Below are 19,713 nucleotides of genomic sequence, written 5' to 3'. Positions count from 1 at the left end.
TCAGACCTCCACGGCCGGGGTGTGCAGGGTGGTGGTCGTGTCCTCGGGGAGCTCGGTCGGAGCGTCGGGGGTGCCGTGCTCCTCGACCGCGCGGGCGAGCGCCTGGTCGAGATCGTAGATGATGTCGTCCGCGTCCTCGATGCCGACGGAGAGGCGGACGAGTCCGGGGAGGACGCCCGCGTGGAGGAGCTGGTCCTCGGTGAGCTGGGCGTGGGTGGTCGAGGCGGGGTGGATCACCAGCGTCTTGGCGTCGCCGATGTTGGCGAGGTGGCTGGCGAGGTCGACCGATTCGATGAAGGTCTGGCCGACGGCGCGGCCGCCCTTGACCACGAAGCTGAAGACCGACCCCGGTCCCTTCGGCAGGTACTTCTGCGCGCGGTCGTGGTGCGGGTGCGCGGGCAGCCCGGCCCAGTAGACCGCCTCGATGCGGGGGTCGGCGTCGAGCCACTCGGCGACGCGGCGCGCGTTGTCGACGTGCGCCTGGATCCGGTACGGCAGCGTCTCGACGCCCTGGGCGAGCAGGAACGCGGAGTGCGGAGCGAGGACCGGCCCGATGTCGCGCAGCTGCTCCGCGCGCAGGCGCGTGAGGAAGCCGTACTCCCCGAAGTTGCCGTCCCACGACAGGTCTCCGTAGGAGGCGACCGGGTCGTGCAGCAGCGGGAACTTCTCGGGGGAGTAGTGGAAGCGCCCCGACTCGACGACGACGCCGCCGAGCGTGGTGCCGTGTCCGCCGAGGAACTTGGTGGCCGAGTGGATGACGATGTCGGCGCCCCACTCGATCGGGCGGACGAGGTAGGGCGTGGCGACCGTGGAGTCGATGATCAGCGGGATGCCGGCGGCGTGCGCGACCGCGGCGAGGCCCTCGATGTCGGCGATCTCGCCGGAGGGGTTCGCGATCGTCTCGGCGTAGAGCACCTTGGTCTTCTCGGTGATCGCCGCCGCGTAGTCGGCCGGGTCGCTCGAGCGGACGAAGGCGGTGTCCACTCCGAAACGGCGGAGCGTGACGTCGAGCTGGGTGATCGATCCGCCGTAGAGGTTGGCGGAGGACACCACGTGGTCGCCCGCGCCGACGAGCGCCGCGAAGGTGATGAACTGCGCCGAGAGCCCGGAGGCCGTGGCGACGGCGCCGAGGCCGCCCTCGAGGCTCGCGACGCGCTCCTCGAAGGAGGCGACCGTGGGGTTCGACAGGCGCGAGTAGACGTTGCCGTACTTCTGCAGCGCGAAGCGGGCCGCGGCGTCGGAGGTGTCGTCGAAGACGAAGGCGCTGGTCTGGTAGATCGGCAGAGCGCGGGCGCCCGTCACCGCGTCGGGGATGTTGCCCGCGTGGATCGCACGCGTCTTGAAGCCGTACTCACGATCTGCCATGCGATCGACGCTAGCGGGAGCCGCCGACACAGCCGCGCCGGAGCGACGCATCGCGTAACAGAGCGGCCCCGCAGTGCAGAGCGACCGTGCGCGACAGAGCGGTCGAGCGGATCGGAGCGCCGATCAGAGCGCCAGCTGCACCGCGGCCAGTCCCATCGCCGCGATCGCCGCCCACGACACCAGGGCGACGAGGAGAGCACGCCACCCCGTCGTCACGAGCGCGCGCACCCGGACGGCGCTGCCGAGCGCGAAGAGGGCCGCGGCGAGGAGCCAGGTCTGCGCGGTGTCGGCGGCGGCGAGCAGTCCCTCCGGCAGGGGGAGGAGCGTGCGCAGCAGCACCGCGGCGAGGAACCCGACCACGAACAGCGGCACGATCGCCGGGCGCGTCCCGCCGGTCCCGCCTCGGCGCCTCGTGACCGCCGCCGCCACCGCGACCATCGGCGCCAGCATGACCACTCGGGTGAGCTTCACCACGACCGCGACGGCCAGCGCCGACGCTCCCGCCACCTGGGCCGTCGCCACGACCTGGCCCACGTCGTGGACCGAGGCACCGACCCAGTGCCCGAACTGCACGTCGGAGAGCCCGAGCGGCTGCTGCAGTGCGGGGAGCACTGCGATCGCGAGCGTGCCGCAGAGCGTCACCAGCGCGACCGGCGTCGCCTGCTCCTGCTCCTTCGCCCGGGTCGCTCCGGCCATCGCGCCGATCGCCGAGGCCCCGCAGATCGAGAAGCCCGCCGCGAGCAGCAGCGGCTCCTGCCCGGGCAGCCGGAGCGCCCGGCCCAGCGCCCAGGTCAGGCCGAAGGTGGCCAGGACGATCCCGACGACGACCAGGATCGCGCCCCAGCCCAGCGCAGCGATGTCGATCAGAGAGAGCTTCAGCCCGAGCAGGACGATGCCGGCGCGCATCAGCGAGCGGGACGAGAACTTCAGGCCCGGCGCCAGCGCCCCGCTCAGCAGGGGGCGCGCCGCGGGCAGCTGCGCCACGAGGATCCCGAGCGCGACCGCCGCGGTCAGCATCGGCACTGCCGGCACCGTCGCGTGCAGCAGGGCCGCGATCACCGCCGCGACGGCGCAGGCCGCGACTCCCGGGCCCAGCCGCCGGATCATACCCACGAGGGCAGCCACATGTGGGCCTGCCAGAAGGTGAAGGACGTCTGCGCGCCGATCCAGAGCGGCAGGAAGTAGGCCGTCAGCGCGGCCGCCGCCACCGCGAAGACGAGCACCACGAGGACGCCGCGGGTGCGCCGCCTCCGCTCGTCGCCCGGACTCCCGATCACGATCCCGGCCGTCAGCGCCAGTGCCAGCATCATGTAGGGCTCGAAGACGACGCAGTAGAACTGGAACACCGTGCGGTCGAGGTAGAGCAGCCACGGCAGGTAGCCCGCGACGATCCCCATCAGCACGTAGCCGGCGCGCCACTCCCGGTACCGCGCGAGCCGGTAGAGGAGGTACACCAGCGCCAGGACCCCGGCGTACCAGATGAGCGGATTGGCGACCGAGGTGATCGCCTCGTCGCAGCGTGCGGCGGTGCAGCCGTCGACGCCCGTCGCCTGGTCGACGAAGTACATGCTGGTCGGTCGGAGCATGAGCAGCCAGGTGAGCGGGTTCGCCTCGTAGGGGTGCGAGGCCCGCAGGTTGATCGAGTAGTCGTACATCTGCACGTGGTAGTGCCAGAGGCTCTGCGCCCAGTCCGGCACCCACGCCAGAGCCCCGGTCCAGGCGTTGCCGGGGGCCTCCGACGCCCACTGCCGGGCCCATCCGCCGGAGGTGCGCAGCCAGCCCGTCCAGGTGACGAGGTAGGCGATCAGGGCGATCGGCACGACCAGGAGGAAGGTGACCGGACCCTGCGTGAGGATCGCGCCGCTGCCCCAGAACGGCACGCCCGCGCGGCGCCGCATCAGCGCGTCGACGACCACCGCGTACACGCCGTACGCCGCGAGGAAGTAGACGCCCGTCCACTTCACGCCCGCGGCCAGGCCGAAGAGCACGCCGGCCGCGAGCAGCCAGGGCCGCCACCACAGGACCGGCCCCCAGCTCGGCAGCGCTCCCGCCGCCACCTTCCGCGCCAGCTGCAGCTCGGCCCAGCGCCGGTCCAGCAGCACCGCCGCGACCCCGCAGAGCGCGACGAACATCAGGATCCCGTCCAGGAGCGACACCCGCGACATCACGATCGCGTGGCCGTCGAGCGCGAGCATCAGCCCCGCGAAGGAGGAGAGGAGGGTGGAGCGGAACAGGAGGCGGCCGATCACGATCACCAGCGCGACGGCGAGGATCCCCACGACGGCGGTCGCGACGCGCCAGCCGACGCTGTCGTCCGCGCCGAACACGCCCATCCCGAGCCCGATGATCCACTTGCCCAGCGGCGGATGCACCACGAAGGACGGCGCCCCCGTGAAGGTGTCCACGTCGCCGGCCGCGAAGCCGGGGTCCGGGTTCTCGGGCCAGGCGCCCTCGAACCCGAGGTTCCAGAGGGTCCAGGCGTCCTTCACGTAGAAGGTCTCGTCGAACACGAGCGAGCGCGGGTGGCCGAGGTTCCACAGCCGCAGCACCGCGGCCAGGGCGACCACCAGCAGCGGCAGTCCGAGCTCGTACAGCCGGCGGCGCGCGGGGGAGGCGACGAGCCGGGTGTGCAGGTCGTCGAACCAGGAGCCGCGCGGCACGTCCGGGAGCGGGGTGCGCTCCCGCGGTGCGGACGCCTCGGCGGGCTCCACCGGGACCGAGCGCGCCGATCCCGCCGCGTCCAGTAGCAGGTCGTCGAAGTCGCGCTGCGGTCGGTCCGTCACCCGGCCATGCTAACGGGGCGCCTCCTCCCGGGACGGCGGCGATCCGCGGCGGGAGGCCCCGGACCCGGCCTGGGAGACTGGCGGCATGATCATCCTCGCCGGCACTCCCATCGGAAACCTCGGCGACGCCTCCCGCCGGCTCGTGGAGGCGCTGGGCTCCGCCCGCCACGTCGCCGCTGAGGACACGCGCGTGACCATCCAGCTGATGCGCGCCCTGGGCGTCGAGAACCGGCCCGCCCTGTACGCCCTGCACGACCACAACGAGCGCGAGCGCGCCGCCGAGCTGGTGGAGCTGGCCCGCGAGGAGGACCTGCTCGTGCTGAGCGACGCGGGCATGCCCACGGTCTCGGACCCGGGCTACCACCTGGTCGAGGCGGCGGTGGCGGCGGGAGTCGCGGTCACCGCGCTGCCCGGTCCCTCGGCGGTGCTCATGGCGCTCGCCGTGTCCGGGCTCCCGACGGACCGCTTCAGCTTCGAGGGGTTCCTGCCCCGCCGGCACGGCGAGCGGGTCTCGACCTTCCGGGCGCTCGTCGACGAGCGCCGCACCATGGTCTTCTTCGAGTCCCCGCACCGGATCGGCGACGCGCTCGCCGACCTGGTCGAGGCGATGGGCCCGGAGCGGCGCGTCGTCGTCTGCCGCGAGCTCACCAAGATGTTCGAGGAGGTCCGGCGCGGCACGGCGGCCGAGCTGGCCGAGTGGGCGGCCGACGGCCTGCGCGGCGAGATCTGCCTGGTCGTCGAGGGAGCCCCCGCGCGGGAGGCGTCGCTGGAGGACGCGCTGGCCGACGTGCTGGCCCGCGTCGAGGCCGGATCGCGGCTCAAGGAGGCGTCGGGCGAGGTCGCCGAGATCACCGGGCTCTCGCGCCGCGCGCTCTACGAGGCGGCGCTCGCCTCCCGCCGCGGCTGAGGGCTCCCTCCCCGGCGGCGATCGCGGCGGGTCGTCCACGGCCTCCATCACACGCCGGGAGCGGTGCCGCGCGGTGAATAGGATGGTCGCCATGTCCGACGGCGCCTCCTTCTACCTCACGACCCCGATCTTCTACGTGAACGACGTCCCGCACATCGGGCACGCGTACACCGAGGTCGCCGCCGACGTGCTCACCCGCTGGCACCGCCAGGCGGGCGACGACACCTGGCTGCTGACCGGCACCGACGAGCACGGCCAGAAGATCCTCCGCACCGCCACCGCCAACGGCACGACCCCCCAGGAGTGGGCCGACCGCCTCGTGAGGACCGCCTGGCAGCCGCTGCTCGAGACCATCGACATCGCCAACGACGACTTCATCCGCACCACGGACGCGCGGCACGAGGTCAACGTCCAGAAGTTCCTGCAGAAGCTGTACGACGAGGACGCCATCTACACCGGCGAGTACGAGGGCTACTACTGCGTGGGCTGCGAGGAGTACAAGCAGCTGTCCGACCTCGAGGAGGGCACCGGCGACTACGACGGCCAGTACGTCTGCAAGATCCACTCGAAGCCGGTCGAGCTGCTGAAGGAGAAGAACTACTTCTTCAAGATGAGCGAGTACACCGAGCGGCTGCTCGCGCTCTACGAGGAGCGGCCCGACTTCGTCCAGCCCGAGTCGGCGCGCAACGAGGTCGTGAGCTTCGTCCGCCAGGGCCTGGCCGACCTGTCGATCTCCCGCTCCAGCTTCGACTGGGGCGTGAAGGTCCCGTGGGACGACTCGCACGTGGTCTACGTCTGGTTCGACGCGCTGCTCAACTACATCACCGCGGTCGGCTACGGCCAGGACGAGGCGGAGTTCGAGCGCCGCTGGCCGGCGACCCACATCGTCGGCAAGGACATCCTGCGGTTCCACGCGGTGATCTGGCCCGCCATGCTCATGGCCGCGGGCCTCGAGGTCCCCCGGCAGGTGTTCGGCCACGGCTGGCTGCTGGTCGGCGGCGAGAAGATGTCGAAGTCGAAGCTCACCGGCATCGCGCCCGAGCAGATCACCGACACCTTCGGCTCCGACGCCTTCCGCTACTACTTCCTCCGGGCCATCACCTTCGGCCAGGACGGCTCGTTCTCGTGGGAGGACCTGTCGGCGCGCTACCAGTCCGAGCTCGCGAACGGCTTCGGCAACCTCGCCTCGCGGGTCGTCGCGATGCTGCACCGCTACTACGACGGCGTCGTGCCCGCGCCGGGCGAGCCGACCGAGGCGGAGGAGCGCGTGCAGCGCACCGTCGCCGAGGCCGCAGCGTCGGCCGACCGGTCCATCGACGCGCTCGCGATCCACGACGCGATCACCGCCGTGTGGAGCATCGTCGAGGAGCTCAACGGCTACATCACCGAGCAGGAGCCGTGGGCACTCGCCAAGCGCGAGGAGCGCGAGCGCCTCGGCACGGTGCTCTACACCGCGACGGAGGGGCTCCGCGCCCTGGCCGTGCTGCTCTCGCCGGTCGTGCCGCGCGCGACGGAGTCCCTCTGGGAGGCGCTCGGCGTGACGGAGTCGCTCGGCGCCCTCACCGCGCAGCCGATCCGCGAGGCGGGCCGGTGGGGGGTCCTCCCCGTCGGCACGACCGTCGGGACGCTCGCCGCGCTCTTCCCGCGCATCGAGGCTCCCGCGTCCTGACGGCCGCGCCTCGACCCGTGGACGGAGCAGCCGAGCGGCGCGGAGTCGCCGGCGGAGGATCCGCAGGAGAGTGCCCGATGACTGCGATCCGAACGCGAGGGGCCGGGTGCGAGCGGCCCTCCGCTCCGTTGGTGCGCTGATGACGCGCGAGGTCCTCGACGCTCTCGAGCAGGCGGCCGAGCTCACCCGGCGCCACGTCGGGCACCCCGAGCGTGCCGCCGCGCTCGCCCTGCGCCTGCACCGGGTGACCGCTCCGACCGAGCTCGTCTACACCCGGTTCCCGCCGACCCTCAGCCTGGTGCTGGCCGGCCGGAAGCGCTCGGTGGTCGGCGACTCCGACGAGCGGTGGGGCGCCGGCCGCTTCCTGATCACCCCCGTCGATCTGCCTGTGGTCGCGGCCGTCGTGGAGACCGGCGACCGCGGCGACTTCCTGTCGGCCAACTGGCATCTCGACCCGCTCGTGGTGGCCGAGATCGCGGCGCTCGCCCCCCGGACGGCCCCGCGGGCTCCCGCCCCGCGGATCGGCACGGTCACGGAGGAGATGGCCGACTCGCTGCGCCGACTCTTCCGTCTGCTCGACGCCCCCGCCGACATCCCGGTGCTCGCCCCCGCGATCACGCGCGAGCTCGTGCTGCGGCTGCTGCAGACGGACCAGGCGCCCCGGCTGCTGGCCGCGTCCAGCACCGTCCGCTCGGAGGCCGTCTCCCGCGCGGTCGAGGCGATGAGCGCGTCGCTGTCGCGCGGATGGACCCTCGGCGCGCTCGCCGCGGAGGCGGGCACCAGCGTGCCCACACTCACCCGCCGCTTCCGCGAGCTGACCGGGATGTCGCCGCTGGGCTACCTGCGGCGGCTCCGCCTCGGGGAGGCCAGGAGGCTGCTCCTGGTCCGGGGCGACACCGCCGCGCAGGCCGCGGCCGCGGTCGGCTACGCGAGCGCGTCGCACTTCGGGCGCGACTACCGCCGCGCCTACGAGACGACCCCCGCGGCCGACGCCGCGCTCCACCCCGGGCCGCTCGTCCAGATCCACTGAGCGGCGGGCGCTGTCGCGGGGACTCCGAGCGGCGCGTGCCGCGGCGTCAGACGCGGGCGCCGACGATGCCTCCGTCGACGTCGAGCGTCGTGCCGTGGACGTACGAGGCCTCGTCCGAGACGAGCCAGCGCACGGCCAGGGCGATCTCGTCCGGACGTCCGGGCCGGCCGGCGGGGGCGGACGCGGTCATCTGCTCCAGGATCGCCGCGGCGTGCTCGTTGCCGGGCGTGAGAGTCGCGCCGGGCGCGACGGCGACCACGCGCACGCCGCTCGGGCCGTACTCAGCCGCCCACGCCCGCGTGAGGTGCTCCAGCGCCGCCTTGGTCGCGGGGTAGAGCGCGGTCCCCGGCGTTCCCACCCGTCCCATCCACGAGGTGATGTTGACGACCACTCCGCTCCCGCGCTCGGCCATGGCCGGGGCAATCGCCGCGACGAGCTGGTGCGGCACGCGGATGTTCGTGGTGAGGAGGGACTCGACATCGGCGTCGCTGAGGTCGGCGGTCGGCCCCACCGGGAACACTCCGGCGTTGTTGACGAGGACGTCGATCCGCCCGTCGAGGAGGGTCAGCGCCCGCTCGGCGACGGCGCGGGTCTCCTCCGGCGTGCCCGCGAGGTCGGCGACGAGCGCGGAGGCGGTGCCCCCGTCGGCGCGGATGCCGCGGACGACGGACCCGACCCGCTCGGGGTCGCGTCCGTGCACGAGGACGTGAGCGCCGGCCCCGGCGAGCCGGCGGGCGATGGCTGCGCCGATCCCGCTCGAGGATCCGGTGACGAGGGCGTGGCGCCCGGCGAGGGAGCCGGGTGCGGAGTGGGCGAGGAGCTCGGTGTCTGTCATGGCTCCAGCCTCCCGGCGGCGCGGGAGGCGGGCTGTCCCGATCCGATCGGGTGCTGACCCGATCCGCTCAGGGCGCCTCAGCGGCCGCCTCTCGGCCCTCGTCCACCCGGGACTCCGGTCCGCGCGAGCCCTCCCGGTAGCCTGGAGCGCATGACCGACAGCCAGCACGTCCGCTCCCGCGAGGCCTCGTCCGGCCGCGACCTGACGTACCCGCCGCTGCCCGAGGCGCTCGTCGTCCCCGTCTACGACAACCACACGCACCTCGAGATCGCCGACGGCCTCGAGCCGCTCGACCACCGCGAGCAGCTCGACCGGGCCTCCACCGTCGGGGTCCGCGGCGTCGTCCAGGTCGGCACGGACGTCGAGACGAGCCGCTGGTCGGCCGAGCAGGCGGCGAGCGAGCCGCGCATGCTGGCCGCCGTCGCGATCCACCCCAACGAGGCGCCCGAGCTGGAGCAGCGCGGCGAGCTCGACGCCGCCCTCGCCGTGATCGCCGAGCTGGCGGAGCAGCCGCGGGTGCGCGCCATCGGCGAGACCGGGCTCGACTTCTTCCGCACCGGCGAGAGCGGCCGCGCCGCGCAGTTCCGCTCCTTCGAGGAGCACATCCGCATCGCGAAGGAGCACGACCTCGCGCTTCAGATCCACGACCGCGACGCGCACCGCGAGGTCATCGAGACCCTGCGCCGCGTCGGCGCCCCCGAGCGCACCGTCTTCCACTGCTTCTCCGGGGACGCGGAGATGGCGCGGATGTGCACGGACGAGGGCTGGTACCTCTCCTTCGCCGGCACCGTGACGTTCAAGAACGCCGAGCCGCTGCGGGAGGCGCTCGTCGCGACCCCGCGGCACCTCATCCTGGTCGAGACCGACGCGCCGTACCTCACTCCGTCGCCCTTCCGCGGCCGCCCGAACGCGCCCTACCTCCTCCCGCACACCCTGCGCTCGATGGCCGCGACCCTCGAGACCGACGTCGGCCACCTGGCCGCGACGATCGCCTCGAACACGGAGGCCGTGTACGGCGAGTGGGGCGGCGAGGTCGGCTCCGAGCCGACGGAGCCGGTCGGACCCCTCGCATGAGCGGCCGCCACGCCGCCGAGCCGACGGCCGCCGCGATCCCGCGCCTGCTGGGCCCGGCCGAGATCCGCGACCTCGCCGGCCTCCTCGACGTCACGCCGACCAAGAAGCTCGGCCAGAACTTCGTGCACGACGCCAACACGGTCCGCCGCATCGTCAAGCTCGCTCGGGTGCGCCCGGGGGAGACCGTCGTCGAGATCGGCCCCGGCCTCGGATCGCTGACCCTCGGCCTGCTCGAGGCGGGCGCACAGGTCGTGGCCGTCGAGATCGACGGGCGCCTCGCCGAGCAGCTGCCGCGCACCGTCGAGCTGATGGCGCCAGGCGCCGATCTCGCGGTCGTGCACGCCGACGCGATGAAGGTGCTCGACCTGCCGGGGGAGCCGGTCCGGCTCGTCGCCAACCTCCCGTACAACATCTCGGTGCCGGTGCTCCTGCACTTCCTCGAGCACTTCGCCAGCATCCGGTCCGGAGTGGTGATGGTGCAGTCCGAGGTCGGGCACCGGCTCGCCGCCGGTCCCGGCTCCAAGGTCTACGGCGGCCCGAGCGTCAAGGCGGCGTGGTTCGGCTCCTGGACGACGGGCGGCGCGGTCTCGCGTCAGATCTTCTGGCCGGTGCCGAACGTCGACAGCGTGCTCGTCGCGTTCGACCGCGGCGAGGAGCCGGGCGACGAGACCCTGCGCCGCGCCGTCTTCGCGGTCGTCGACGCGGCGTTCGCGCAGCGGAGGAAGATGCTCCGCCAGTCGCTCGCGACCCTCTTCGGCGACAGCGCCGCGGCGATCGTCGCGCTCGAGCGGGCCGGCGTCCCGCAGACCGCGCGCGGCGAGGAGCTGGACGTCGCCGCCTTCGTCCGCCTGGGCCGCGAGCTCGATCCGGCGCGGGTCCCCGTGCGCGGCGCGGCGGTGCCCGACGGGTCGCTGGCGGAGACCGACGGGGACGACGCGGACGGGGACGGGGAGCCCGCCCCGGGTGCGGACGAGGGCGCCTCCGCCACCCTGTAGCGTGGATGCATGGCCCACCGCGCGACGTCGAACCGGGTCCACGCGCGGGCGCCAGGCAAGATCAACGTGTTCCTCAAGGTCGGCGCCGTGCGCGACGACGGGTACCACGAGCTGGCCACCGCGTTCCAGTCGCTCTCCCTCTACGAGGACGTGTTCGCGGAGGAGGCGGCCGACTTCTCGGTCTCCTTCTCGGGCTCGATCGACACCTCCCGCCTGGCCGTCGACGGCTCCAACCTCGCGATCAAGGCGGCTCGGGCGCTCGCTCGGGCGACCGGCTACCGCGGCGGCGTGCACCTCGAGATCGAGAAGAACGTCCCCATCGCCGGCGGCATGGGCGGCGGCTCGGCCGACGCGGCCGCGACCCTCCTCGCCTGCGACGCGCTCTGGGGCACGGCCTGCACGAGGGAGCAGCTGCTCGGCATCGCCGCGAGCCTCGGCGCCGACGTCCCCTTCTCCTTCACCGGCGGCACCGCGATCGGAGTCGGCCGCGGCGACGAGCTGAGTCCGGCGCTCGCCAAGGGCCGCTTCGAGTGGGTGCTGGTCCTCTCGGAGGAGGGCCTGTCGACCCCCGAGGTCTACAGCGAGCTCGACCGGCACCGCGAGCGCCACCTGCACGACTTCCGCCCGATCTCGGCGACCCCCGCCATCGATCCCAACGTGCTGCAGGCCCTCCGCGCCGGCGACGCCGCCATGCTCGCCGACGCGATGCACAACGACCTCCAGGCGCCGGCGCTGCACCTGCAGCCCGGGCTCGCCCGCATCCTCGAGCTCGGCGAGGGCCGCGGGGCGCTCGGCGGCCTCGTCTCGGGGTCCGGCCCGACCGTCGCGTTCCTCGCTCCGGACGCCGATGCGGCGGCCGACCTGCAGCGCGAGCTGAGCTCCGCGCGGCTGAGCGCCGTGCGGGTGTCCGGCCCGGTCCACGGGGCTCGCCTGCTGTCGACCTAGTCGCGGAGGCGGTGCCTCCGGAGCGGGGCCCGCGAGCCTCGCGCCCGGCGCCCTCCACAGACGGTCCGCAGAGAAGTTCCGACCTCGTGGCTTAGAGTGCCGCTCATGTCCCGCCGAGCCACCCTCTTCGCGATCCTCTCCGGGATCGTGGCCGCCGTCGTCGCCCTCGCGGCCGCCGAGGTCGTCGCGGTCTTCACCGGAGCGGGCGGCAGTCCGCTGGTCGCGGTCGGCGGCTTCGTCATCGACATCGTGCCCCCGGGCGTGAAGGACACGGTCATCGCGCTCTTCGGCACCGGCGACAAGCTCGTGCTGCTGGTCTCGATCGGCCTCGCGATCGCGCTGCTGGCCGTCGGCGCGGGAGTCCTCGAGTACCGCCGCCCGCCGTTCGGCGTGCTGCTGCTGGCCGTCGTCGCGGGCGCCGGTGCGCTCGCCGCCGTCAGCCGCGAGGGCGCCTCCGGGATCGACGCGGCGCCGAGCATCGTGGGCATGGTGGCCGGTGCCGCGGTGCTCCGCTCGGCCTCCGTCCGCCTCCGCGGCTGGCAGGAGGAGCGCGAGAGCGACTCCCCGGACCGCCGGTCGTTCCTCCGCCTGGTCGGGATCGCCGGAGTCGCCGCGGTCGCCGCCGGCATCGGCGCCCGCTTCCTCACGTCCGCCTCCGCCGCCGTCACCGCCGTGCGCGAGGCCGTGTCCCTGCCGGCTCCCGCCTCGGCCGCCGCGCCCGTCGCGGCCGGCGCCGTGCTCGACGACATCGACGGCATCAGCTCCTACGTCACTCCCAACTCCTCGTTCTACCGGATCGACACCGCGCTCTCGGTGCCGTCGGTCGAGCCCGCCGACTGGTCGCTGAAGATCACCGGCATGGTGGAGGAGGAGATCGAGATCACCTGGGACGAGCTGCTCGCGCTGCCGCTCGAGGAGCATCTGGTCACCCTGTCCTGCGTGTCCAACGAGGTCGGCGGCGACCTGATCGGCACCGCCCTCTGGCTGGGCTACCCGATCCGAGAGCTGCTGGCCCGGGCCCGGCCGACCGCCGGCGCCGACATGGTGCTCTCGCGGAGCATCGACGGCTTCACCGCCTCCAGCCCGCTCGACGTGCTGCAGGACGAGGACCGCGCGAGCCTGCTCGCCGTCGGGATGAACGGCGAGCCGCTCCCGGTCGAGCACGGCTTCCCCGTCCGGATGGTCGTCCCCGGCCTGTACGGCTACGTCTCGGCGACGAAGTGGGTCGTCGAGCTGAAGGTCACGACCTTCGCGGAGGACCTGGCGTACTGGTCGACGCGCGGCTGGACCGAGCGCGGTCCGATCAAGATCGAGTCGCGGATCGACGTGCCGCGCCAGGGCCAGCCCGTCGAGGCGGGGACGGTCGCCGTGGCGGGAGTCGCCTGGGCGCCGCACACCGGCATCGCGAAGGTGGAGGTGCAGATCGACGGCGGCGCCTGGCAGGAGGCGCGCCTCGCCGAGCAGGTCACCGCGGACACGTGGATCCAGTGGGTCCTCGAGTGGGACGCGACGGTCGGCGACCACGTCGTGACCGTGCGCGCCACCGACGCGGACGGCACGGTGCAGACCACGGTCGAGCGCCCGCCCGCTCCCGACGGTGCCACGGGACTGCACCGCCGCTCGGTGTCCGTCTCGGAGCCGGCAGCCGCGGGCTGAGGTCCGGGGGCCGCGACCCGGCCGCACTGTGATCGACCCGCGGCGGACCGCTCAGGCGGCACCGCCTAGGCTGGATCCCTATGGCACATCTGCTGGGCGCCGAGGCGCTGCGACTCGAGTACCCCACACGCGTGATCTTCGACGACGTCTCCCTGGGGATCGAGGAGGGCGACCGCATCGGGATCGTCGGACGCAACGGCGACGGCAAGTCGACCCTCCTGCGCCTGCTCGCGCAGCGCATCGAGCCGGACAGCGGCCGCGTCACGCACCGCCGCGGCGTCACGCTCGGGATGCTCGACCAGGCCGACACGGTCGATGAGGACCTCACCGTCGCCCAGGCCGTCGTCGGCGGGCTCCAGGAGCACGAGTGGGCGGGCGACGCGCGCACCCGAGACGTGATCGCGGGCCTGCTGCGCGACGTCCCCTGGGACGGAGTGGTCGGCTCCCTCTCGGGCGGGCAGCGGCGCCGGGTCGCCCTCGCGAAGCTGCTCGTCGGCGACTGGGACGTCGTCTTCCTCGACGAGCCCACCAACCACCTCGACGTCGAGGGCATCGCCTGGCTCGCCGAGCACCTCAAGCGCCGCTGGGCGGCGTCGTCGGGCGGGCTCGCGGTCGTCACCCACGACCGGTGGTTCCTCGACGAGATCTGCACCGCCACCTGGGAGGTGCACGACCGTCTCGTCGAGCCGTTCGAGGGCGGGTACGCGGCGTACATCCTGCAGCGCGTCGAGCGCGACCGGATGGCCTCGACCATGGAGGCCAAGCGCCAGAACCTGATGAAGAAGGAGCTCGCCTGGCTCCGCCGCGGCGCCCCCGCCCGCACGGCGAAGCCCAAGTTCCGGATCGACGCCGCGAACCAGCTGATCGAGGACGAGCCCCCGGTGCGCGACTCGGTCTCGCTCTCGCAGCTCGCCGTCTCGCGCCTGGGCAAGGACGTCGTCGACCTGCTCGACGTCACCGTCCGCTACGGCGAGCGGACCGTCCTCAACCGCATCGAGTGGCGGATCGCGCCCGGCGAGCGCACCGGCATCCTGGGCGTGAACGGCGCCGGCAAGTCGACCCTCCTCGGCCTGGTCGCGGGCAGCGTGGAGCCGACGAGCGGCCGGGTGAAGCGCGGCACCACCGTGCGCGTCGCGATCCTCGACCAGCAGCTGCGCGAGCTGACCGGGGTCCAGCACCGGCCCGTCCGCGAGATCATCGCGGAGCAGCGCACCAGCTACTCCATCGGCGGCAAGGAGATGACTCCGGGCCAGCTGCTCGAGCGCCTCGGCTTCTCGAGCGCGCAGCTCTCGACGCCGGTGAAGGACCTCTCGGGCGGTCAGCGCCGGAGGCTCCAGCTCCTGCTCATCCTGCTCAGCGAGCCCAACGTGCTGATCCTCGACGAGCCGACCAACGACCTCGACACCGACATGCTCGCCGCGATCGAGGACCTGCTCGACTCCTGGCCGGGCACCCTCCTCGTCGTCTCGCACGACCGGTACCTGCTCGAGCGCGTCACCGACCAGCAGTACGCCGTGATGGACGGCGCGTTCCGCCACCTGCCCGGCGGCGTCGAGCAGTACCTCGACCTGCGCCGCGCGCTCGAGAAGGGTGCGCCCGCGGCGGCGTCGTCGGGCTCCTCCTCCGCCGCGCCGGCGTCGAGCGGACTCGCGGGGGCCGAGCGCCGCACCGCGGAGAAGGAGGTGTCGGCGATCGACCGGCGCCTGCACAAGCTCACGCAGCTGACGAAGACCGTGCACGAGAAGATGGCGACGCACGACCAGGACGACTACGACGGCATCCTGGCGCTCAACGCCTCGCTCCGAGCCTACGAGGACGAGGCGGCCGAGCTCGAGCTGCGCTGGCTGGAGCTCTCGGAGCAGCTCGAGGGCTGACGCAGCTCTCCTCCGCGGCACCGGCAGCTGTCCCGTACCGCGTGGGCGGGCCGCCGTCGCGGGCCCGGGGCGACCGGCTCAGCCGAAGTCGAGGGAGAGCTTTCTGAGGAGCTGCGCCAGCCGCTCCTGCTGCGCGTGGGTGAGCGCGCCGAGCAGCTCCTGCTCCGCGTCGACCAGGCGGGTGATCGCCGCGTCGACCCGGGCGAGCCCCGACGGCGTCATCTGCACCAGCACGCCGCGCCCGTCGTTCGGGTCGTCGAGGCGCTCGACCAGGTCGCGCTCGACCAGCCGGTCGATGCGGTTGGTCATGGTGCCGCTGGTGACCATGGTCGCCTGGAGGAGCTGCTTGGGGCTCATCCGGTACGGCGCGCCCGCGCGCCGCAGGGCCGAGAGCACGTCGAACTCCCACGTCTCGAGCTCCGACCGGCCGAAGGCGCTGCCGCGCGCGCGCTCGAGCTGCTTGGCCAGCCGGCGCATCCGCGAGAAGACCTGGAGCGGCGTGAAATCGAGATCGGGCCGCTCCCGGACCCAGGCGTCGACGATCCCGTCGACCTCGTCATTCGCACTCACCCGTCCATTGTGGCGGCTGCGCGGCTCGGGCGACGCCGGGAGGCGGACGGGCCCGGGAGGCGGACGGGCCGGGAGGCGGACGGCCGGGAGGCGGGGGCCTCCCGGGCCGCCGTCGCCCGCCCGAGCGGCGGCCGCCCGCGCCCGAGGCGGGGCCGGGGGCGCGGGGATGGCAGGATGGACGGCGCGCGATCGCGCGGTCCGCCATGGTGTAACGGCAGCACGGCAGCCTTTGGAGCTGTCCGGTCCAGGTTCGAATCCTGGTGGCGGAGCGGCACCAGGACGGTGCGCTCACGGAGGAGAACGCGAAGAACATGGCAGACAGCACGCTCGCCGTCGTGATCCTGGCGGCAGGCCAGGGCACCCGCATGAAGTCCCGCACCCCGAAGGTCCTGCACCGCCTCGCCGGGAGGCCGCTGCTCGGGCACGTGCTCGACACGGCCGCCTCGCTCGACGCGGCGCACGTCGTCACCGTGGTGCGCCACGAGCGCGACCGGGTCGCCGAGGCCGTCCTCGAGCACACGCCCTCCGCGCTGGTGGTGGACCAGGACGAGACGCCCGGCACCGGCCGCGCGGTCGAGCAGGGCCTCGCGGCGCTCCCGGAGTCCTTCGCCGGCACGGTCGTCGTGCTGAGCGCCGACGTCCCGCTGCTGGACGCGCCGACCCTCCGCCGCCTGCTCGACGAGCACCTCGCCGCGGCGAACGCGCTCACCATGCTCTCCTGCGTGCTCGAGGACCCGACCGGCTTCGGCCGGATCGTCCGCGGCGCCGACGGAGCCTTCGCCTCCATCGTGGAGCAGAAGGACGCCAGCCCCGACGAGCTCGACCTCACCGAGATCAACGCCGGCGTCTACGCCTTCGACGCCGCCGCGCTCCGCTCGGTCATCGGCGCGATCGGCACCGAGAACGCTCAGCGGGAGAAGTACCTCACCGACGCCGCCGCCGCGCTCAAGGCCGCCGGCCGCGCGATCGAGGCCGTCCCTGTGCAGGACCGCTGGCTCGTGGCCGGGATCAACGACCGCGCCCAGCTCGCCGACGCGGCGCTCGAGCTCAACGCGCGCATCGTGCGCCGCTGGCAGCTCGAGGGCGTCACGATCCAGGACCCGGCGACGACCTGGATCGACGTGGACGCGGTCCTCGCCCCGGACGTCGAGATCCTCCCGGGCACGCAGATCAAGGGCCCGACCGTCATCGCCACCGGTGCGGTCATCGGCCCGGACACCACGCTCGACTCCTGCGAGGTCGGCGAGGACGCGGTCGTGAAGCGCTCCGACGCGACGCTCGCCGTCATCGGCGCGAAGGCCCAGGTCGGCCCGTTCTCGTTCCTCCGCCCCGGCACCGTGCTCGGCGCCCGCGGCAAGATCGGCACCTACGTCGAGACCAAGAACGCCGTCATCGGCGAGGGATCGAAGGTCCCGCACCTCTCCTACGTCGGCGACGCGGTCATCGGCGAGGAGTCGAACATCGGCGCCGGCTCGATCTTCGCCAACTACGACGGGGTGAGCAAGGCGTCCTCCGTGGTGGGCTCGCACGTGCGTGCGGGGTCGCACAACGTCTTCGTCGCCCCCGTTAGAATCGGTGACGGAGCGTACACGGGCGCCGGCACGGTCATCCGCAAGGACATCCCCGCCGGAGCCCTCGGGATCACCGTCGCTCCGCAGCGCAACATGGCCGGGTGGGTGCAGACCCACCGTCCGGGCACCGCAGCGGCCGACGCCGCCGAGGCGGCCCTGGCGTCGGATCCCACCGGATCCGACCAGGCGCCCACCGGAGGAAGCGGAGCACAGTGACCGGCATCACCGCCAGCAACAAGAAGAGCCTGGTCCTCGTCTCGGGGAGGGCGCATCCGGCACTGGCGGAGGCGGTCGCCGCCGAGCTCGGGACCGAGCTCGTCACGACCGAGGGGCGCACCTTCGCCAACGGCGAGCTCTACGTCCGCTACGGCGAGTCGGTCCGCGGAGGCGACGTGTTCGTCCTCCAGTCGCACACGTCCCCGATCAACGAGTGGCTGATGGAGCAGCTGATCATGGTCGACGCGCTCAAGCGCGCCTCCGCCAAGCGGATCACCGTGGTCGCCCCCTTCTACCCCTACGCGCGCCAGGACAAGAAGGGCCGCGGCCGCGAGCCGATCTCGGCCCGCCTCGTCGCCGACCTCTTCAAGGCGGCGGGAGCCGACCGGATCATGTCGGTCGACCTCCACGCGGCGCAGATCCAGGGCTTCTTCGACGGCCCCGTCGACCACCTCTTCGCGATGCCGGTGCTGCTCGAGCACTTCCGCGAGAAGCTCGACCCCTCGACCCTCACCATCGTCTCGCCCGACATGGGCCGCGTCCGCGTCGCCGACATCTGGAGCGACAAGCTCGGCGTCCCGCTGGCGATCATCCACAAGCGCCGCGACCCGAAGGTCGCCAACCAGGTCTCCGTCCACGAGATCGTCGGCGAGGTGAAGGGCCGCGTCTGCCTCCTCGTCGACGACCTCATCGACACCGGGCGCACCATCGCGAAGGCGGCCGAGGCGCTGAAGAAGGCGGGCGCGATCGGCGTGGTCGTCGCGGCCACCCACGCCGTCTTCTCGGACCCGGCGGTCGAGCTCCTGAGCTCGGAATTCATCGACTCGGTCGTCGTCACCGACACCCTGCCGCTGCCGCCGGAGAAGACCTGGGACCGCCTGACGATCCTGCCCATCGCTCCGCTGCTGGCCCGCGCCATCCACGAGGTCTTCGACGACGGCTCCGTGACGTCGATGTTCGACGGCGACGCGTAGGACCCCGCGCCCCGGGTGCGCCCTGCAGAGCGCACCCGGGTCCCGCCCCGGCTCCACCGCCTAGGGCGAGGCCGTGCCCCAGCGTTCGGATGCACCCTCGCCCTGGCGGCGGTCTTCCTGGTCTGGTCGCCGGCCGCCGCCGCGGCGGGCTGGTGGCTGCTCCTCGGGCTCGCCGTCGCTGCGGCCGCCGCGGCCCTGAGCGCCGTCGCCGATGCCGGGCGCACCGTCCACGACGGCCCCTCCTCCGAGTGGCTCGGGATCGTCGGGCGCGCCTTCGCCTCGGCCGCGCTGGCCCTGACCGCGGCCCAGTCGGTCCTCGGGGGAGCGGCCCGGCCCCTGGCCGTCCTGCTGCTCGTGGCCGTCGCGCTCTTCGGCCTGCGCGGCGGGCGCCTCCCCGCTCGCCCGGTCCTGCTCCTCGTCGGCGCGGTCGTCGTCCTGCTGGCCGCCGCCGCCGTGCTCGTGCTGGCGTCCCCTCCGGACCCCGCGCCGCTCGACCCGCTGCGCGACGGAGGGCCGCTGGGAGCCGGCACCGCCGCGGCGCTGCTCCTGATCCTCCTGCCGACCTCCCGCTCCGGCGCGGTGACGGCTCTCCGCCCCGCCCTGCTGCGCATCGGGATCGCCACGGCGGCCGCCGCCGCGCTCGCTACCGGTCTGCTCCTGGCGGCCGGTCCCGAGGTCCTCGCGTCCTCGGAGACCCCCCTGAGCGCTGTCACCCGGGGCACGCCCGCGTCCGGGCTCGTCGGGGCCGCCGCGGTGATCGCGGTCCTGCTCGCGCTCCTCGACCTCGGGAGGAGGGATGCGCGCGCCCTCGTCCGTCTCGCCGGCGCGGGGGAGATCCCGGCAGTGCTCGCTACCAGGAACCGCAGGACCGGCGTGCCGGCGGCGGCCCAGCTCGTCCTCTGCCTGGTCGCCGTGCTCGCGGTCGTGATCCTCGACGCCGACGCGCTGCTCGCCTTCGCCGTGGCCGCTCTGCTGGTGGCGACCATCGTGCGGCGCCTCGACCACGGAGCGGCCGGGGCGAGCGGCCCGGCCCTCGCGTCGGCCGCGGTCTCGCTGCTGCTCCTGCTCGCCCTCCCGGCTGCCACGGCGGCCGCCGCAGCGGTGCTCCTGGCGGCGCTCCTGATCGCGCGGGCGTTCCGGAGCTGAGGGGTCAGCCGGCCCGGGCGTCGAGCGCCCGCTCGGGGAGCCGGACGCCACCGCCCGGCTCCGCTGACGACGGGGGAGCTCCCTCCGCGACGAGCAAGGCGCC

General features: G+C 73.6%; 16 protein-coding genes and 1 tRNA gene. 12 read left to right on the top strand and 5 right to left on the bottom strand.

The window, feature by feature from the left end:
* From C5C35_RS07455 to C5C35_RS07445, 3 genes are all read right to left on the bottom strand, one after another.
* Positions 1-1,365 (bottom strand): O-acetylhomoserine aminocarboxypropyltransferase/cysteine synthase family protein, encoded by a 1,365-nt coding sequence (locus C5C35_RS07455; RefSeq protein WP_104262858.1) that lies wholly within the window; start codon positions 1,363-1,365, stop codon positions 1-3.
* Positions 1,366-1,488: 123 nt separating this feature from the next.
* The gene (locus tag C5C35_RS07450; RefSeq protein WP_104226922.1) at positions 1,489-2,472 is read right to left on the bottom strand and encodes a YeiH family protein; all 984 of its coding nucleotides are present in this window, start codon (positions 2,470-2,472) and stop codon (positions 1,489-1,491) included.
* Positions 2,469-4,148 (bottom strand): dolichyl-phosphate-mannose--protein mannosyltransferase, encoded by a 1,680-nt coding sequence (locus C5C35_RS07445; protein WP_258066329.1) that lies wholly within the window; start codon positions 4,146-4,148, stop codon positions 2,469-2,471. Before C5C35_RS07445 ends, C5C35_RS07450 begins: the two co-directional genes overlap by 4 nt.
* A gap of 85 nt (positions 4,149-4,233) precedes the next feature.
* Here C5C35_RS07445 and rsmI point away from each other — a divergent pair, with 85 nt between their 5' ends.
* The 3 genes from rsmI to C5C35_RS07430 all read left to right on the top strand — a co-directional run bounded on the left by rsmI (position 4,234) and on the right by C5C35_RS07430 (position 7,754).
* Positions 4,234-5,055 (top strand): 16S rRNA (cytidine(1402)-2'-O)-methyltransferase, encoded by an 822-nt coding sequence (gene rsmI / locus C5C35_RS07440; protein ID WP_104262857.1) that lies wholly within the window; start codon positions 4,234-4,236, stop codon positions 5,053-5,055.
* A gap of 91 nt (positions 5,056-5,146) precedes the next feature.
* Positions 5,147-6,724: a methionine--tRNA ligase gene (gene metG, locus C5C35_RS07435; RefSeq protein WP_104247356.1), complete on the top strand. Its 1,578-nt coding sequence runs from the start codon at positions 5,147-5,149 to the stop codon at positions 6,722-6,724.
* 139 nt (positions 6,725-6,863) lie between these two features.
* The gene (locus tag C5C35_RS07430) at positions 6,864-7,754 is read left to right on the top strand and encodes an AraC family transcriptional regulator (RefSeq protein ID WP_104237731.1); all 891 of its coding nucleotides are present in this window, start codon (positions 6,864-6,866) and stop codon (positions 7,752-7,754) included.
* A gap of 46 nt (positions 7,755-7,800) precedes the next feature.
* Here the strand turns inward: C5C35_RS07430 and C5C35_RS07425 are convergent, their stop codons facing one another.
* Entirely contained in the window at positions 7,801-8,589 is a 789-nt protein-coding gene (locus C5C35_RS07425; RefSeq protein WP_104222330.1) for an SDR family NAD(P)-dependent oxidoreductase, read from the bottom strand.
* Positions 8,590-8,739: 150 nt separating this feature from the next.
* Here C5C35_RS07425 and C5C35_RS07420 point away from each other — a divergent pair, with 150 nt between their 5' ends.
* From C5C35_RS07420 to C5C35_RS07400, 5 genes are all read left to right on the top strand, one after another.
* The gene (locus C5C35_RS07420) at positions 8,740-9,663 is read left to right on the top strand and encodes a TatD family hydrolase (RefSeq protein ID WP_104222332.1); all 924 of its coding nucleotides are present in this window, start codon (positions 8,740-8,742) and stop codon (positions 9,661-9,663) included.
* Complete coding sequence (rsmA, locus tag C5C35_RS07415; protein WP_181073461.1) at positions 9,660-10,658, top strand: 16S rRNA (adenine(1518)-N(6)/adenine(1519)-N(6))-dimethyltransferase RsmA; 999 nt, start codon at positions 9,660-9,662, stop codon at positions 10,656-10,658. Before C5C35_RS07420 ends, rsmA begins: the two co-directional genes overlap by 4 nt.
* 9 nt (positions 10,659-10,667) lie before the next feature.
* The gene (locus C5C35_RS07410; protein WP_104222334.1) at positions 10,668-11,603 is read left to right on the top strand and encodes a 4-(cytidine 5'-diphospho)-2-C-methyl-D-erythritol kinase; all 936 of its coding nucleotides are present in this window, start codon (positions 10,668-10,670) and stop codon (positions 11,601-11,603) included.
* Between the two features lie 105 nt (positions 11,604-11,708).
* A complete protein-coding gene (locus C5C35_RS07405) occupies positions 11,709-13,259 on the top strand; it encodes a molybdopterin-dependent oxidoreductase (RefSeq protein ID WP_104262856.1) in 1,551 nt (516 codons plus the stop codon).
* 80 nt (positions 13,260-13,339) lie between these two features.
* On the top strand, positions 13,340-15,133 hold the full coding sequence (locus C5C35_RS07400) for an ABC-F family ATP-binding cassette domain-containing protein (RefSeq protein ID WP_104222338.1): 1,794 nt from the start codon (positions 13,340-13,342) through the stop codon (positions 15,131-15,133).
* A gap of 78 nt (positions 15,134-15,211) precedes the next feature.
* Here C5C35_RS07400 and C5C35_RS07395 read toward each other — a convergent pair whose 3' ends face one another.
* The gene (locus C5C35_RS07395) at positions 15,212-15,703 is read right to left on the bottom strand and encodes a MarR family winged helix-turn-helix transcriptional regulator (protein ID WP_104222340.1); all 492 of its coding nucleotides are present in this window, start codon (positions 15,701-15,703) and stop codon (positions 15,212-15,214) included.
* A 197-nt stretch (positions 15,704-15,900) separates the two neighbouring features.
* On the opposite strand from C5C35_RS07395, the gene C5C35_RS07390 reads away from it, so the two are divergent.
* From C5C35_RS07390 to C5C35_RS07375, 4 genes are all read left to right on the top strand, one after another.
* Positions 15,901-15,972 (top strand) — tRNA-Gln (locus C5C35_RS07390).
* A gap of 42 nt (positions 15,973-16,014) precedes the next feature.
* Positions 16,015-17,490 carry a bifunctional UDP-N-acetylglucosamine diphosphorylase/glucosamine-1-phosphate N-acetyltransferase GlmU gene (gene glmU / locus C5C35_RS07385; RefSeq protein WP_104222372.1) on the top strand — a complete coding sequence of 492 codons (1,476 nt, stop codon included), beginning with the start codon at positions 16,015-16,017 and terminating at the stop codon, positions 17,488-17,490.
* Positions 17,487-18,464: a ribose-phosphate diphosphokinase gene (locus C5C35_RS07380; RefSeq protein ID WP_104222342.1), complete on the top strand. Its 978-nt coding sequence runs from the start codon at positions 17,487-17,489 to the stop codon at positions 18,462-18,464. Before glmU ends, C5C35_RS07380 begins: the two co-directional genes overlap by 4 nt.
* Before the next feature lie 15 nt (positions 18,465-18,479).
* A complete protein-coding gene (locus C5C35_RS07375; RefSeq protein WP_104262855.1) occupies positions 18,480-19,610 on the top strand; it encodes a hypothetical protein in 1,131 nt (376 codons plus the stop codon).
* Positions 19,611-19,713: the final 103 nt, after the last annotated feature.

Origin of the sequence: Rathayibacter sp. AY1F8 (genome assembly GCF_002932165.1) — a bacterium.
Taxonomy (GTDB): domain Bacteria; phylum Actinomycetota; class Actinomycetes; order Actinomycetales; family Microbacteriaceae; genus Rathayibacter.
Note: the sequence above shows the minus strand (reverse complement) of the source record. Positions and strands in the feature narration are given on the sequence as shown.

Bases quoted from the DNA above. Each gene is read 5' to 3' on its own strand.
- C5C35_RS07455 (WP_104262858.1), bottom strand. From the start codon at position 1,365: ATGGCAGATCGTGAGTACGGCTTCAAGACGCGTGCGATCCACGCGGGC.
- C5C35_RS07450 (WP_104226922.1), bottom strand. From the start codon at position 2,472: ATGATCCGGCGGCTGGGCCCGGGAGTCGCGGCCTGCGCCGTCGCGGCG.
- rsmI (WP_104262857.1), top strand. From the start codon at position 4,234: ATGATCATCCTCGCCGGCACTCCCATCGGAAACCTCGGCGACGCCTCC.
- metG (WP_104247356.1), top strand. From the start codon at position 5,147: ATGTCCGACGGCGCCTCCTTCTACCTCACGACCCCGATCTTCTACGTG.
- C5C35_RS07430 (WP_104237731.1), top strand. From the start codon at position 6,864: ATGACGCGCGAGGTCCTCGACGCTCTCGAGCAGGCGGCCGAGCTCACC.
- C5C35_RS07425 (WP_104222330.1), bottom strand. From the start codon at position 8,589: ATGACAGACACCGAGCTCCTCGCCCACTCCGCACCCGGCTCCCTCGCC.
- C5C35_RS07420 (WP_104222332.1), top strand. From the start codon at position 8,740: ATGACCGACAGCCAGCACGTCCGCTCCCGCGAGGCCTCGTCCGGCCGC.
- rsmA (WP_181073461.1), top strand. From the start codon at position 9,660: ATGAGCGGCCGCCACGCCGCCGAGCCGACGGCCGCCGCGATCCCGCGC.
- C5C35_RS07410 (WP_104222334.1), top strand. From the start codon at position 10,668: ATGGCCCACCGCGCGACGTCGAACCGGGTCCACGCGCGGGCGCCAGGC.
- C5C35_RS07405 (WP_104262856.1), top strand. From the start codon at position 11,709: ATGTCCCGCCGAGCCACCCTCTTCGCGATCCTCTCCGGGATCGTGGCC.
- C5C35_RS07400 (WP_104222338.1), top strand. From the start codon at position 13,340: ATGGCACATCTGCTGGGCGCCGAGGCGCTGCGACTCGAGTACCCCACA.
- glmU (WP_104222372.1), top strand. From the start codon at position 16,015: ATGGCAGACAGCACGCTCGCCGTCGTGATCCTGGCGGCAGGCCAGGGC.